Source organism: Endozoicomonas sp. ALD040, assembly GCF_049275945.1.
In the GTDB taxonomy this organism is placed as follows: domain Bacteria; phylum Pseudomonadota; class Gammaproteobacteria; order Pseudomonadales; family Endozoicomonadaceae; genus Endozoicomonas_A.
On record NZ_CP184829.1, the window covers coordinates 5,605,415 to 5,620,623 of the forward strand.

At 48.1% G+C, this 15,209-nt stretch carries 11 protein-coding genes; 5 read left to right on the forward strand and 6 right to left on the reverse strand.

Going from position 1 to position 15,209, the window contains the following annotated elements; all coding sequences use genetic code 11:
* Positions 1-394: 394 nt before the first annotated feature.
* A complete protein-coding gene (locus ACOJUN_RS20210) occupies positions 395-2,569 on the forward strand; it encodes a malate synthase G (protein ID WP_422133685.1) in 2,175 nt (724 codons plus the stop codon).
* Positions 2,570-2,651: 82 nt separating this feature from the next.
* Here the strand turns inward: ACOJUN_RS20210 and purB are convergent, their stop codons facing one another.
* The 3 genes from purB to mnmA all read right to left on the reverse strand — a co-directional run bounded on the left by purB (position 2,652) and on the right by mnmA (position 5,947).
* Positions 2,652-4,022 carry an adenylosuccinate lyase gene (purB, locus tag ACOJUN_RS20215; protein WP_422137106.1) on the reverse strand — a complete coding sequence of 457 codons (1,371 nt, stop codon included), beginning with the start codon at positions 4,020-4,022 and terminating at the stop codon, positions 2,652-2,654.
* Positions 4,023-4,099: 77 nt separating this feature from the next.
* Positions 4,100-4,711, reverse strand: coding sequence for a high frequency lysogenization protein HflD (gene hflD, locus ACOJUN_RS20220; protein ID WP_422133686.1), 612 nt, complete (start codon positions 4,709-4,711; stop codon positions 4,100-4,102).
* A gap of 87 nt (positions 4,712-4,798) precedes the next feature.
* On the reverse strand, positions 4,799-5,947 hold the full coding sequence (mnmA, locus tag ACOJUN_RS20225) for a tRNA 2-thiouridine(34) synthase MnmA (RefSeq protein WP_422133687.1): 1,149 nt from the start codon (positions 5,945-5,947) through the stop codon (positions 4,799-4,801).
* A 256-nt stretch (positions 5,948-6,203) separates the two neighbouring features.
* On the opposite strand from mnmA, the gene ACOJUN_RS20230 reads away from it, so the two are divergent.
* The 3 genes from ACOJUN_RS20230 (at position 6,204) to clpA (ending at position 11,446) form a co-directional block, all read left to right on the forward strand.
* Positions 6,204-8,435 (forward strand): NADP-dependent isocitrate dehydrogenase, encoded by a 2,232-nt coding sequence (locus tag ACOJUN_RS20230; RefSeq protein ID WP_422133688.1) that lies wholly within the window; start codon positions 6,204-6,206, stop codon positions 8,433-8,435.
* 306 nt (positions 8,436-8,741) lie between these two features.
* A complete protein-coding gene (clpS, locus tag ACOJUN_RS20235) occupies positions 8,742-9,125 on the forward strand; it encodes an ATP-dependent Clp protease adapter ClpS (RefSeq protein ID WP_422133689.1) in 384 nt (127 codons plus the stop codon).
* Between the two features lie 20 nt (positions 9,126-9,145).
* On the forward strand, positions 9,146-11,446 hold the full coding sequence (gene clpA / locus ACOJUN_RS20240) for an ATP-dependent Clp protease ATP-binding subunit ClpA (protein ID WP_422133690.1): 2,301 nt from the start codon (positions 9,146-9,148) through the stop codon (positions 11,444-11,446).
* A gap of 38 nt (positions 11,447-11,484) precedes the next feature.
* On the opposite strand, the gene infA is transcribed toward clpA, so the two are convergent.
* The 3 genes from infA to aat all read right to left on the reverse strand — a co-directional run bounded on the left by infA (position 11,485) and on the right by aat (position 13,369).
* Complete coding sequence (gene infA, locus ACOJUN_RS20245) at positions 11,485-11,703, reverse strand: translation initiation factor IF-1 (RefSeq protein WP_252180026.1); 219 nt, start codon at positions 11,701-11,703, stop codon at positions 11,485-11,487.
* A 240-nt stretch (positions 11,704-11,943) separates the two neighbouring features.
* On the reverse strand, positions 11,944-12,654 hold the full coding sequence (locus ACOJUN_RS20250; RefSeq protein WP_422133691.1) for an arginyltransferase: 711 nt from the start codon (positions 12,652-12,654) through the stop codon (positions 11,944-11,946).
* 25 nt (positions 12,655-12,679) lie between these two features.
* Positions 12,680-13,369 carry a leucyl/phenylalanyl-tRNA--protein transferase gene (aat, locus tag ACOJUN_RS20255; protein WP_422133692.1) on the reverse strand — a complete coding sequence of 230 codons (690 nt, stop codon included), beginning with the start codon at positions 13,367-13,369 and terminating at the stop codon, positions 12,680-12,682.
* A gap of 159 nt (positions 13,370-13,528) precedes the next feature.
* Here aat and ACOJUN_RS20260 point away from each other — a divergent pair, with 159 nt between their 5' ends.
* Positions 13,529-14,983, forward strand: coding sequence for an aminoacyl-histidine dipeptidase (locus ACOJUN_RS20260; RefSeq protein ID WP_422133693.1), 1,455 nt, complete (start codon positions 13,529-13,531; stop codon positions 14,981-14,983).
* The last annotated feature ends 226 nt before the right edge of the window (positions 14,984-15,209 follow it).

Consider the following 15,209-nt stretch of genomic DNA (forward strand, 5'->3'; position numbering starts at 1 on the left):
TTCAAACAGAATAGTGTCAGACTTGAGCTGTCGGATTTTTTGGTGAAAATCAGGCGGTCCATCTCAACATTGGCATTGTCCCCCACCTTATTTCGGTGAGGGTTACCTGTTGGTCACCTGACAGGTTTCTGTTACATGGTTCGCTGCTCAGGGTGTAATCTTGGTTACTGCGTAAAACTCTCCCAGAGGGAGCTTTTATTGGGCTAATCAAGTTTGCTTCCAGGGTCTCAAACCAACTCTGCAGACTTAACATCCCGTGAGCCCCACGGCAGGTCTGACAGAAGCAGAAAAAATAGTTCACAGGCTTGCTCTTCGCAAGCCCCGCTTACATCTCCACCTGATTCGGTGGTGGTCTTACGCGAATTGAAGATAAAAGCGTGTAGAAGGAAGGCATATGGCTGATCGTATTCAGATCGGAGGTTTGCAGATAGCAGCCCCTATCCACAATCTCTTGGTTGAAGCTATTGAGGGCACTGGAGTGACTCCAGAGGTCTTCTGGTCAGGTTTTGAGGGTGTCCTGGATGAGTGCGTCCTTGAGAACAGGTCTCTGTTGCAGAGGCGGGAGGCTCTGCAAAATCAAATTGATCAGTGGCATAAAGAGCATAAACAGCAGCCCCATGATCCTTCTGCCTATAAACAGTTTCTGTTGGAAATCGGTTACCTGCAATCTGAGGGCGAAGGCTTTAAGATTACGACGGAAAATGTTGATACAGAAATTTCCTCCCAGGCGGGACCTCAGCTGGTTGTACCAGTGATGAATGCCCGTTTTGCCCTTAACGCAGCGAACGCTCGTTGGGGAAGTCTTTATGATGCTTTGTATGGTACTGACGCTATTCCTGAAAGTGATGGTGCTGAGCGTGGTAAGGGCTATAACCCTGTGCGTGGACAGAAAGTCATCGCTTTTGGTAAGGCATTGCTTAATCAGGCGGCGCCTCTGGCTAAAGGAAGTCATTCCAGGGTGGCTGGTTATGCTATCAAGGAAGGAGAATTGGCTCTCTCTTTGGAAGACGGCAGCGTCACGGCGCTGGCCCAACCTGAAAAGTTTGTTGGGTATACAGGCAGTGAAAAAGCGCCTGACAGTGTTCTGATCAAAAATAATGGCCTTCATATTGAGATTCAAATTGACCGTCAATCTCCTATAGGAAAGGCTGATGCGGCCGGAGTGAAGGATCTGGTGGTAGAGGCAGCTCTGACAACTATTATGGACTGTGAAGATTCTGTGGCTGCCGTCGACGCTGAAGATAAAGCGTTGGTTTATCGAAACTGGCTCGGATTAATGAAGGCAGACCTGCAGGACACATTCATTAAAGGTGATAAAACCTTAACCCGTCAGCTGGTTGCTGATCGTAACTATACATCCCCCGCAGGTGAAGCGTTTTCTCTGCATGGCCGGAGTCTGATGTTTGTTCGAAATGTCGGGCATCTGATGACTACTGATGCCATTCTGGATCGTCAGGGAAATGAAATTCCAGAAGGCATTATGGATGGAATGTTTACTTCGCTGATTGCCATGCATGACCTGAAAAAACAGGACGGCATGAGAAACTCCCGTACCGGCAGTGTTTATATTGTTAAGCCAAAAATGCACGGGCCAGAAGAGGTAGACTTTACTAATAAGCTGTTTGGCAAGATTGAAGATGTTCTGGGTCTTGAGAAAAATACCCTGAAGGTTGGCATAATGGACGAAGAGCGTCGTACTTCTGTCAATCTCAAAGCCTGTATCCGGGCGGCCAGAGATCGCGTTGTCTTCATTAATACAGGTTTCCTTGATCGTACTGGAGATGAAATACACACCAGCATGGAAGCTGGTCCGATGATTCCAAAAGGCGAAATGAAACAGTCCGCCTGGATCAATGCTTACGAGGACCAGAATGTTGAGGTAGGACTTGACTGTGGTTTGGCCGGTCGTGCTCAGATTGGTAAAGGTATGTGGGCTATGCCGGATGAGATGGCCAAGATGCTGGCGACTAAAATCGGGCATCCCCAGTCAGGAGCGAATACCGCCTGGGTGCCTTCACCTAATGCCGCGACACTGCACTCTACTCATTATCATTCCGTAAATGTTCTTGAAGTTCAGGAATCTATAGCTGAGCGTCAAAGAGCGAGTCTGGATGATCTTCTGACTATTCCTTTGCTGCACGACAGGGCTTCTCTGACTGAAGATGTGATTCAGCAAGAGCTGGACAACAATGCTCAAGGTATTCTCGGTTATGTTGTTCGATGGGTGGATCAAGGTGTGGGTTGTTCAAAAGTTCCTGACATCCACAATGTTGGCTTGATGGAGGATCGCGCAACGCTGCGTATCTCCAGTCAGCATATGGCCAACTGGATGAGGCATGGTGTCTGTTCTGAGGAGCAGGTGATGGATGCCATGAAGCGTATGGCAAAGGTGGTTGATGAGCAGAATGCCGGGGATCCTGAATACCGACCTATGGCTCCCGATTATGATGCCAGTGTTGCTTTTAAAGCAGCGTGCGAGCTGGTCCTGAAAGGTTGTCAGCAGCCTAATGGATATACCGAACCGGTACTGCATGCAAGAAGGCGTGAATTTAAAGCCACTGCAAAATGAAATAACTGAATGGTAATGAATAAAGCCCTCAATTGAGGGCTTTGTTGTCTTGAAGCGATTTGCTCGCTTCGCTATCGTCAGGTTAGATCGCTCTAGCTTGAGAAGCGGCGTTGCCCACATAATTCGCGGGTGTCAGCTTCTTAAGTTCAGCTTTTACCCCGGCAGGCATGTTCAGGTTGTCAATAAAGGCCTCCAGAGTCGCCTGGGTGATGCCTTCCTGACCACGAGTCAGAGCCTTGAGCTTTTCGTAAGGCTGCTCAATACCGTATCGGCGCATAACTGTCTGGATGGGCTCCGCCAGAACTTCCCAGGCATTATCCAGGTCTTCATTCAGGCGTTCGGCATTGATCTGTAGCTTGCTGATACCTTTCAGAGTCGATGCATAAGCAATCAGGCTGTAACCCAGACCCGCTCCCAGGTTGCGCAGAACGGTTGAGTCTGTCAGGTCGCGCTGCCATCGGGAAACAGGCAATTTCATAGCCAGATGCTGCATAACGGCATTAGCAATACCGAGGTTGCCTTCGGAGTTTTCAAAGTCAATCGGATTAACTTTGTGAGGCATGGTGGAAGAGCCTACTTCGCCGGCCACAGTTTTCTGTTTAAAGTATCCCTGGGAGATATAGCCCCAAATATCACGATCAAAATCGATCAAGACAGTGTTGAAACGGCAAATGGCATCAAATAGTTCAGCGATGTAGTCGTGAGGTTCAATCTGGGTGGTGTAGGGGTTCCATTCCAGACCCAGACTGGTGACAAACTTTTCAGCATGTTGCTGCCAGTCAATTTCAGGGTAAGCGGACAGGTGAGCATTGTAGTTACCAACGGCACCGTTGATTTTGCCTAGTGGAGTAATTCGGTTGATTTGCTGAACCTGACGGCGCAGACGGTAAGCAACGTTTGCCATCTCTTTGCCCAGCGTGGTAGGGGAGGCTGTTTGTCCGTGAGTACGGGACAGCATTGACTGATCGCTGTGCTGATGAGCAAGACTTTCGATTTCCTTGATGATCTGATGCATGGGCGGAAGTACCGCCTGTTCAATGCCAGTCTTCAACATCAGCCCGTGAGACAGGTTGTTAATGTCCTCGGAAGTACAGGCAAAGTGAACAAACTCACTGATAGTAGCCAGCTCACCGTTATCCTGTATTTTTTCCTTGATCAAGTACTCAACGGCCTTGACATCATGGTTCGTGGTGCGCTCAATTTCCTTGACGCGCTGGGCATCCTCAAGGGAAAAGTTGTCGACCAGCCGGTCTAAGAGGACGTTAGCACCCTTGGATAGTTCAGGAACTTCGATGATTTCGGGGTGGCTGGCCAGTGCCTGTAACCATTTAACTTCAACGGTCACTCGAAAGCGGATCAGACCATACTCACTGAAAATGCTTCTCAGGCTTTGGGTCTTGTCCCCATAGCGACCGTCGACGGGGGAAACAGCAGTCAGTGCAGACAGCTCCATGTTTAACATGCCTTATGCTCATAGAAAGGGCGCATCATACCGGAAAAAGGCTTTGGATGCAGGGTGGATGATTTGGTTTAAAGCTGATTCAAGCCGTTCAATAACTTTTTTCGGCTAAGTAATAACTGCCAGCGGCTGCCACCTGTCTGGCGCCAGAGAATGGCAGCCCGTATCCCGGCAAACAAAATGGCGCGTATCTTGTCAGCATTGCCCTGATTCTGAAGATGTTGGAGGTCGCCTGAAACTTGCACTCTTGTCTTAAAGGTGCTGATGGTGTCGAGGTAAATACCGGCAAGGCTGGCAATAACATTTTCATGGAGGATGCCAAAGTGGTCGGCCTGTTCCCTGCAGCGTTGCAGGCGCTGGGAGATCTCATTCAGCATGTCACGATTTCGGGAAAGTTTGCGTTCCAGATGTATCAGGGTCAGGGCATAACGAACGGTGTCGGCCTGGATCGCGTCGGCCTGACGTTGCAGGACATCTTTCAGTATTTTTCTGCCAGTGAGCAGGCTGTCGTAACCATTGAAGACATCCTCAACGCGATCAGGAGAGATGACAAACAGGCTGCCAATCAGTGGTTCGAGTGGCCCTTCACTGATTTGCCCGCTCTTGGCCAGACGTTCTACAAGGCCAGCAGCCTGAAAAATCGCTGAGAGGGCAGCTGCCTGTTCCTTTGCTGTGTATTGCACCTGAGTTTCTCTACCTTACTTATGCTTTCTCTTTTCGGAAGGTTGTCTGCTCCCGGTTGTGGAGAGTTGAGCGAACTGATTGATGTCTTATTGAATCTGAGCCTCACTCAGAGAGTGATGTCTGGTTTCAATAACTCCACCGCCCAGACAAATATCATTCTGGTAGAAAACAACAGACTGCCCCGGAGTGGCCGCCCTCTGAGGTTCGTCAAAAACCACAAGATATCTCCCGTCTGGTGTTCGCTCAAGGCGGCAGGCCTGATCCTGTTGTCGATAGCGGATCTTGGCGGTCAGGCTGGCTGGCATTTCCGGCGCTGAGCCGGAGATCCAGAATATTTCAGAAGCGGTCAGGGCTTCAGAGAACAGCAAGGGGTGACTATTGCCCTGAGCAACGATCAGTTGATTGTTCTCAAGATCTTTCTCAACAACATACCAGGGCGATTCTGAAGCGCCTTTCAGTCCACCAATACCAAGACCCTGCCTTTGGCCGATGGTATGGTACATCAAGCCTGAATGCTCGCCAATAACTGTGCCCTGATCGGTCGCAATGTCGCCAGGCTGGGCCGGAAGATACTGCTTCAGGAAATCACGAAAACGGCGCTCACCAATAAAGCAGATACCTGTGCTGTCTTTCTTGTTGTGGGTGATCAAATCGTGTTCTTCTGCTATGCGCCGAACTCCGGGCTTTGCTATTTCACCCACTGGGAACAAAGTTCTGGCCAGTTGTTCGGTTCCGACCTGATGCAGGAAGTAGCTCTGGTCTTTATTGGGGTCAAGACCCTTTTTGAGGCAAGCCCGGTCATTAATGTTGTCTCTGCGGGCGTAGTGGCCCATGGCGATACAGTCAGCTTCCAGTGTCAGGGCATAATCCAGAAAAGCCTTGAACTTGATTTCCTTATTGCAGAGAATGTCGGGGTTGGGGGTGCGTCCGGCCTTGTATTCCTGCAAGAAATGCTCAAAGACATTATCCCAGTATTCAGCAGCAAAATTGGCTTTATGGAGTTTAATACCAATTTTGTCGCAAACGGCCTGAGCATCTTCCAGATCGGTCATGGCAGTGCAGTATTCAGTGCCATCATCTTCCTCCCAGTTTTTCATGAACAAACCTTCTACCTGGTAACCCTGCTGTTTGAGCAGAAGTGCAGATACCGAGGAATCAACACCTCCGGACATACCCACGATTACACGGGTGTCTTGAGGGTTTTCGTCAGAAAAAGTGGCACAAGAGTCTATCATAGTTACTGTATGGCTGAATCGGGAAGCAGGGCATTGTACCTGTCTGGCTAATTCAGTTCTATAGAGTATTTCGATATGCAAACAGAAGATTGTGTAGCAAAACTACATTTATTCCTTACGCACATTGGTATATCTTATAGGCGATAACGTCAAAAGCGTTACGGGGCTGTGCAAATAAAGTGATAAATAGTGGTCGTCAAACTCCACTTAAACCCCTCCGCAGAGGCACCACAGCCAGTTGTTTTTTGGAGATAACATGACAACAGATACAACCAGAATTATTTACACTATTACTGACGAAGCTCCCGCCTTAGCCACCTATTCACTGCTCCCTATTCTCAAGGCTTTTACCCGAGCCGCAGACGTAGCCGTTGAAACCAAGGATATTTCACTGGCTGGTCGAATCATAGCTAATTTCCCTGAGAAGTTGAGTGCAGCACAAAAGCAAAGTGATGCTCTGTCTGAGTTGGGTATGCTAGCTAAGACGCCTCAGGCAAACATCATCAAGTTGCCTAACATCAGTGCTTCTATCCCGCAACTGACAGATGCGATCAAAGAGCTACAAGAACACGGTTATGACATTCCTGATTTTCCTGTAGAACCCGGGAATCCTGAAGAAGAAGTCATCAAGGCTCGTTATGCCAAAGTGCTTGGTAGTGCGGTAAACCCGGTTCTTCGAGAGGGTAACTCTGATCGCCGTGTTGCGGCTCCCGTAAAAGAGTTTGCGAAGAAGCATCCTCACTCTATGGGTGTCTGGACTGCAGATTCCAAATCTCACGTTGCTCATATGCACAGCGGTGACTTCTACTCCAGTGAGCAGTCAGCAGTCATGCCCGAGGCTACGGATGTAAGAATCGAGTTTGTTGGCAGCGATGGATCTGTTTCGGTGCTAAAACCGAGTACGAGCTTGTTGGCCGGTGAAGTTATTGATAGCGCTGTCATGAATGTGAAAGCTTTGAGGGCATTCTACGAAGCTTCTGCTCAGGAAGCTAAAGAGCAGAATGTTCTGCTCTCCCTGCACCTGAAAGCAACAATGATGAAGGTTTCTGACCCGATCATGTTTGGTCATGCTGTCACAGTCTTCTTTGAAGACGTGTTTGAGAAACACGCTTCTCTATTTTCAGATCTGGGCGTCGATCCGGACAATGGTCTGGGTGACGTTTATGCTAAGATTGCCAAACTGCCTGCTGAGCAGAAGGATGAAGTAAAGGCGGATATTCAGGCCGTATACAAGACTCGCCCTGAGCTGGCGATGGTGGACTCCGATAAGGGTATTACCAACCTGCATGTACCGAACGATGTCATTATCGATGCATCTATGCCTGCCGCTTTGCGTTCCTCGGGCCAAATGTGGGGGCCTGACGGAAAGCTGCATGACACCAAAGCCATGATTCCTGATCGTTGCTATGCAGCTGTTTATCAGGAAGTCATCGATTTTTGTAAGGAGAACGGTGCATTCGATGTCACTACTATGGGTAATGTTTCCAACGTAGGCCTGATGGCTCAGAAAGCTGAAGAGTATGGTTCTCATGACAAAACCTTCAAGGCTCCTGCAAACGGCATTATCCGTGTTGTAGAAGAGTCTGGCAGTACTGTGTTTGAGCACAATGTTGAAGAGGGTGACATCTGGAGAATGTGTCAGACCAAGGACGCGCCAATTCGCGATTGGGTCAAGCTGGCCGTTAACCGTGCCCGGGCAACAGGGGCTCTGACTCTTTTCTGGCTGGACGAAAATCGTGCCCACGATGCCAACCTGATTGCCAAGGTCAACGAATACCTGAAGTTCCACAATACCGAGGGTCTGGATATCCGTATTCTTTCTCCGGTGGACGCTTGCCGTCTGAGTATGGAAACGATTCGGGCAGGTAAAGATGCCATTTCCGTGACCGGAAACGTTCTGCGTGATTACCTGACTGACCTGTTCCCGATTCTGGAGCTGGGTACCAGTGCTAAAATGCTCTCTATTGTCCCTCTGCTGGCTGGCGGAGGTCTGTTCGAAACTGGTGCTGGTGGTTCAGCTCCCAAGCACGTTCAACAGTTTGTTAAAGAGAATCATTTACGTTGGGATTCTCTGGGTGAATTTCTGGCTATCGCTGTATCGCTTGAAGATATTGCCGTTAAGACTGGGAATGCCAGGGCCCAGATTCTGGCTGACACATTGAACGCTGCTATTGGCCAATATCTGGATGCTAACAAGTCTCCTTCCCGAAGGGTGAAAGAGCTGGACAACCGTGGTAGTCATTTCTATCTGGCTCAGTTCTGGGCAGAAGCTCTGGCGGCTCAGCAAGTAGACCAGGAACTCAGCAGCAAGTTTTCCGGTCTGGCAAAGGAGCTGGTCGAGAAAGAAGGTCAGATTGTCTCGGAACTGGCAGATTGTCAGGGGGGGGCTGTTGATCTGGGTGGCTATTATGAGCCCACTCCAGCTAAAGCCACTGAAGCTATGCGTCCAAGCACTACCTTTAATGCGGCAATTGATGGCATGATTTAATTTCCGGGCATTTTTACCCATCAAGAATGGCTGCAGGCTTGTTCTGTGGTCATTTTCTTGCTTGTCAGATCAAATGATTATTTTTCTGATTCTTTTGCTATTTTATTTCGGTTGTCAGTCGATGGTATCCATGAAATCAATAGCTTTTGAAGTGACGAGTGATGTAAATTGTTTTTCTTTGCTCTCAGCGTGTTTAGAATGGTATTCAGGGTGTAGTGCTTTTGACGTTTTTCGTCATCGACACCTGGTTACAGGCAGTCCAGAGCCTGGTTAATTCAGCTGTAAATTCACCTGGAAGCGAGTGCAATGCAGCAGATAGCAGTTCATCAATACATGAGTAACTTTGAGTGGCTTCGTCTAAGCTTAGAGAATGAAGGGATAGAGCAGGAAGGCGATCATGATATCGCTCTGGCACCAGCTAAAGCCAGAGTCAAACCGCCCGCTATGTATCAGGTTCTGCTCTTGAATGATGATTTTACACCGATGGATTTTGTGGTTGAGGTCCTGGAGAAGTTTTTCAGCATGAGTAGTGAACAGGCAACACAAATCATGCTGATGGTTCATACGCAAGGCAAGGCTGTATGTGGATTGTTCAGCAAAGATGTTGCTGAAACCAAAGCCCAGCAAGTCAACGAGTACTCCAGAGAATTCCAGCATCCCCTGTTGTGCAAAACAATTAAGGCCGATTAGTGTTCTCAGGGTAATATCATATGCTCAATAAAGACCTCGAACTGACTCTTAACAGTGCTTTCCGTGATGTAAGAAGCAAGCGACATGAATTCATGACCGTGGAACATCTGCTTCTGGCACTGCTTGATAATGAATCCGCTTCCCGAGTACTTCTAGCTTGTGGTGTAGAAACCGAAAAGCTGCGCAGGGAACTGATTGATTTTGTTGATTCAACAACCCCTTTAATACCTGCCAACGATACCGAGCGAGAGACCCAACCCACTCTCGGGTTTCAGAGAGTTCTGCAACGCGCTGTATTTCATGTGCAAAGCTCAGGAAAAAAAGAAGTCACCGGTGCTAATGTTCTGGTTGCAATCTTCAGTGAGCAAGAAAGTCAGGCCGTTTATTTTCTGAAGCAGCAGGACGTTGCCCGCATAGATGTCGTCAACTATATCGCTCACGGAATTTCCAAAATGCCGGGCAATGAGTTGGAAGAGTTGGGTGGAGAGCTTATGGAGGAAAGCACTGACTCTGAGGCAGCCGGTCAAGACCCCCTTAAAAATTATGCCACTAACCTGAACGAACAGGCCCGTATAGGTAAGATTGATCCACTGGTAGGTCGGGCAGAAGAGGTTGAGCGGGTATCCCAGATATTGACGCGACGTCGTAAGAATAATCCTCTGCTGGTGGGTGAGGCCGGTGTTGGGAAAACAGCCGTTGCTGAAGGTCTGGCAAAAAGAATAGTGGACGGAGAAGTACCTGAAGTACTCTCCAAAGCGGTTGTGTATTCTCTGGATCTTGGTTCGTTGCTGGCTGGAACCAAATACCGTGGTGATTTTGAGAAGCGATTCAAAAAGTTGCTCAGCGAACTTAAAAAGCTCGATAACGCCATTCTCTTCATTGATGAGATTCACACTATTATTGGTGCCGGTGCTGCATCCGGTGGTGTTATGGATGCTTCTAATCTTTTAAAGCCACTGCTGACTTCTGGCGATCTTCGTTGCATAGGTTCAACGACCTTTCAAGAGTTTCGTGGTATTTTCGAAAAAGATCGTGCCTTGGCTCGTCGTTTCCAGAAAGTGGATATCAGTGAACCGAGTGTTGACGATACCATTGATATTCTTCGTGGTCTCAAGAGTCGCTTTGAAGAGCATCACACCATTGAATATAAGGATGATGCCCTGAAAGCTGCAGCAGAGTTAGCTAATCGCTATATCAACGATCGTCATATGCCTGACAAAGCGATTGACGTTATTGATGAGGCTGGTGCTTATCAGCGTCTTTTACCAGAGAATGAGCGCAAGAAGATCATTGAGGTGGGCGACGTTGAAAGTATTGTCGCCAAGATTGCCCGGATTCCACCTAAGTCTGTTTCTTCTTCTGATAAAGAGTTACTTTCCAAGCTTGAGAGGAATCTCAAAATGGTGGTCTTCGGCCAGGACGAAGCCATTGTTTCTCTTTCAACTGCGATTAAATTGTCGCGTGCTGGTTTGAAGGCGCCTGACAAGCCGGTGGGTGCTTTCCTGTTCTCTGGGCCAACAGGTGTCGGCAAAACGGAAGTTTGTCGTCAGTTAGCCAAGTCCATGGGGGTTGAGCTGGTCCGTTTTGACATGTCCGAGTACATGGAAGCTCATACAGTTTCCAGGCTGATAGGTGCACCTCCTGGCTATGTCGGTTATGACCAGGGAGGACTTTTGACAGAAGCGATCAACAAGACACCCCATTGTGTCTTGTTGCTGGACGAAATTGAGAAAGGGCATCCGGATGTATTTAACCTGCTTTTGCAGGTGATGGATCACGGCACTCTGACAGACAACAATGGTCGTAAAGCTGACTTTAGAAATGTTATTCTGATCATGACGACCAATGCTGGTGCTGAAAGCATGACGCGTACTTCTATTGGTTTCACTGAGCAGGATCATACGACAGACGGTATGGAAGCCATTAAGAAAACCTTTACACCGGAATTCAGGAACCGTCTTGACTCCATCATTCCCTTTGACTCATTGACCGAGGATACTATCAAGCATGTTGTCGATAAGTTCCTTACAGAGCTTCAGGCGCAGCTGGATGAGAGAATGGTTCAGATTGACGTTGATGATAAGGCACGAGAGTGGCTGGCAGAGAAAGGTTATGATCGGATGATGGGGGCTCGTCCTATGGGGCGTGTTATTCAGGAGCATCTCAAGAAGCCCCTGGCGGAACAGATCCTTTTTGGCAAGCTGTCTGAGAGTGGTGGCTTTGTCCGCGTGACGGTCAAGAAAGGAGGGCTGTTCCTGAAATTCGAACCTGCCAAAAGCCTGACTTCGGATCTTGAAGTTGTGGATGGTGAGCAGGGCTGAAAAAAAGCCAGGAGAGGGACAGGGGCAAGAGGCCCCTGTCAGCGGGAACGGTATGTGATACGGCCTTTGGTCAGGTCATAAGGAGTCAGTTCAACTTTGACTTTATCACCTGTCAGAATGCGGATGTAGTTTTTACGCATTTTGCCTGAAATATGTGCGGTCACAACGTGACCGTTCTCCAGTTCTACACGGAACATAGTATTAGGCAGGGTGTCAATGACAGTGCCTTCCATTTCAAGACTTTCTTCTTTCGCCATATAAAGTTTGACCTCAGGAATAGAGCGTTAGCTGAATAAATCTGGCAGGCATTCTGCCTGAAAACCAGCTTTAAAGCAAAGTGAACCGGCCTTTATCCATATAAAAACATTCTCTGTCATCACTTTCGATCCCCATCAAATCCTGATTGACCAGATAATACGGTGAATTAACTGGGAGTTAATGTCGCTGTAGCTGATCAACCCTGTCTGAATAATCAGTTACAGTATATATCAGGACGACTACCTCAAAGTAACCCAGCGGTTGTTAACATAGACTTCCAGAGGACGGTATTGAATTTTGTAACTCATTTTTTTGCAGTCCTTGATCCAATAGCCCAGGTGAAGGTGCTTGAGCCCCAGTTTTTTGGCTTCCTCTATCTGCCAGAGAATGCAGTAACTGCCCAGACTTCTGGTTTTGCTGACTTCAGGGTCATAAAAGGTATAAATTGCAGAGAGTCCATTTGACAGCTCGTCGGTGACTGCAACAGCCACGAGTTTTTCGTCCAGCCAGAATTTGTAGTAGCAACAGAATTCAGGGCAACCTACCAAAAAGGATTGGAATTGCTCCATTGAGGGAGGGTACATATCGCCATCGCGATGCTGTATGGAGATGTATTTTTTGTAAAGCTGATAGGTTTCTTCATCGTATTCAGCTTCGGATCGGGTGACCAGGATATCCCGATTTTTTTTTAATAGCTTTCTGTGCTTGCGTCTGGGTTCGAAACTCTTGGCAACCACTCTGGCCGGAATGCAAGCGTTGCAGCCCTGACAGTGAGGTCTGTATACGTGTCGACCGCTTCTTCGAAATCCAATGTCGGCCAAATGCCGATAAAGAGCTGGATCCAAGTCTTTGTCGGGATCCATAAATAATGTTATAGCCTGCTTATCCTCCAGGTAGCTGCAGTTGTGTGGCTGGGTTGCGTAAAATTTAAGATCTTTAAGTGCGCTCATCAGCTTTGGCCGTCCATTGCCCTGTCTAATTCCAGTGTGCACTGGTTGCAGGCGTTCGGCAACCGTCTTTCAATGCCTTGAGAAATGCATCCCGGCTTATCATTCTCGCGCCCAGTGACTCCAGGTGGGGGCTGTGTATCTGGCAATCGATCAGATGGAAGTTTCTATTCAGCAACTCTTTGCACAACATAATCATTGCAAGTTTTGAAGTATTGGTTTCGAAACTGAACATGGATTCTCCAAAGAATACTTTGTCAATCGTGACGCCATAAAGCCCGCCCACCAGCTTATCGCCTGACCAGACTTCCACCGAATGAGCCAGACCCTCTTTAAAAAGGGCAGTATAGGCTTCTTTCATTTCTTTGATGATCCATGTGCCATCCTGATTTTTTCGGGGCGACGAGCAGGCAGTCATGACTTCACTGAAGGCTTCATCAAAACTCACTCTATAAGAGTGCTTTTTTAGAAAACGCTTCATGGAGCGGCTTATGTGCAGATACTCTGGATAAAGCACCATTCTTGGGTTAGGAGACCACCAGAGAATGGGTTCGCCTTCGTTGAACCAGGGGAAGATGCCCCTCTTGTATGCGTCAGTCAGTGTTTCAGGGGCAAGGTTGCCACCCATAGCCAATAGGCCATCAGGGTAATCCAGAGCCTCATGAGCAGCAGGAAATTGAGGTCTATCGGGATCTAGTAAAGGAATGGTTTTGCGCATTATCTGGGCAGCCGGGTTAAAAAATAGATCAGGTTTTCGGTTTTACTGTTAGTGAATACGGCAATCTCGGTTTTTGATTAGTGTATTCACTAATGGGCGTTCGTTCTCGCAGGGGCTATTTTCATAGACTCTTTCCCCCCCCATCAACAGGAGATAGCTGTGACCCAGCTTGTTGAATTATCCCCTCAACCTATTTGGCGACACTTTCAGGCACTTTGCAAGATTCCCCGCCCCTCCAGGCATGAAGATGCTGTGCGTGCCTACGTAAAGGAGTTTGGCGAGAATCTTGGTCTGGATACCCTGATAGACGAAGTCGGCAACGTGATCATTCGCAAGCCAGCTACTCCGGGTATGGAAAACCGCCGTGGCGTTGTTCTCCAGAGTCACCTGGACATGGTGCCTCAAAAAAACGCAGATACAGAACATGATTTTACTAAAGATCCTATCAGGGCGTACGTTGATGGCGATTGGGTTACTGCGGAAGGAACCACTCTGGGAGCCGATAATGGTATTGGTGTTGCAGCGGCTATGGCGGTGCTTGAGTCGACGGATATTCCCCATGGTCCTGTTGAAGCTCTGTTTACCATTGATGAAGAGAGTGGGATGACCGGAGCTCACGGTCTTAAGCCTGGTTTGCTGAAGGGTGAGATCATGCTGAACATGGACTCTGAAGATGAAGGAGAGCTCTATGTTGGCTGTGCTGGTGGTGTCGATGTTTGTGTTTCTCACAGTTACCAGGAAGAGTCTTTGGAGGAAGGATATAGCAGTTTCACTCTTGCTTTGAAAGGCTTGAAAGGCGGTCATTCCGGTATTGATATCAAACTGCAGCGGGGTAATGCCAACAAGCTGATGGTGAGGCTACTGAAAGCCTTGTCTGGAATAGGTGCCAGACTGACAGAATATTCCGGCGGTTCACTCAGAAATGCAATCCCGAGAGAAGCCTTTGCTCAGGTAGCTATCCCTCTAAGTAGTCGCGAAGAAGCTGCCCGAATAGTTGATGAGTATCTGAATGTATTTCGTACAGAGCTGTCAGAAGCAGAGCCAGATCTGAGTCTTGTTATGCAGGTCTCAGAATCTGTTCGGAAGGCTATGACCCCGGAAGCACAAAGTCAGCTGATGAACACCCTGCATGTATCTCCAAATGGCGTCCACCGGATGAGTCTGAGTGTTGAAGGGGTGGTGGAAACATCAAATAACCTGGCCGTCATCAAGATAAAGGAGGGTCGGATTACCATAGAAAACATGGTACGAAGCCTTATTAACAGTGCCAGGGAAGAACATGCCGAGAGTATTGCCGGTCTTTATCGGTTAATCGGAGCAGAAGTCAAAAAGCAGGGGGGTTACCCCGGATGGAGGCCCAATGCTGAGTCTACTATTTTGAAAACCATGAAGGATATTCATGAACAGGTGTTCGGTTACGAGCCTGAGATCAAAGTCATTCATGCTGGCCTGGAGTGTGGGTTACTGGGTGGTGTTTACCCAAACTGGGACATGATTTCTTTTGGCCCAACCATTCGGTTCCCCCATTCACCGGATGAAAAGGTCCATATTCCGGCGGTTGGAAATTTCTGGAACTACCTGATTAAAACACTGGAGGCCATACCAGAAGCCTGATTGACCAATAATGCTGTCAGAATGAGCAAATAAACTGGCAGCATTGCAAAAAATTGTGTAAATTGCGCTTTCCTAGGGGAAGTAAGTGTAATAAACTTGCCTCCGTCTAAAGTCAGTCTGCTTTTGCCAGCCATTGAATGAAGAACAATTGATCTCATTATCAAATATCCCCCATACATGTGTGGATGCCCTGCGCTGGCAAGGGCAGCTTCCTGTTGTCATCACT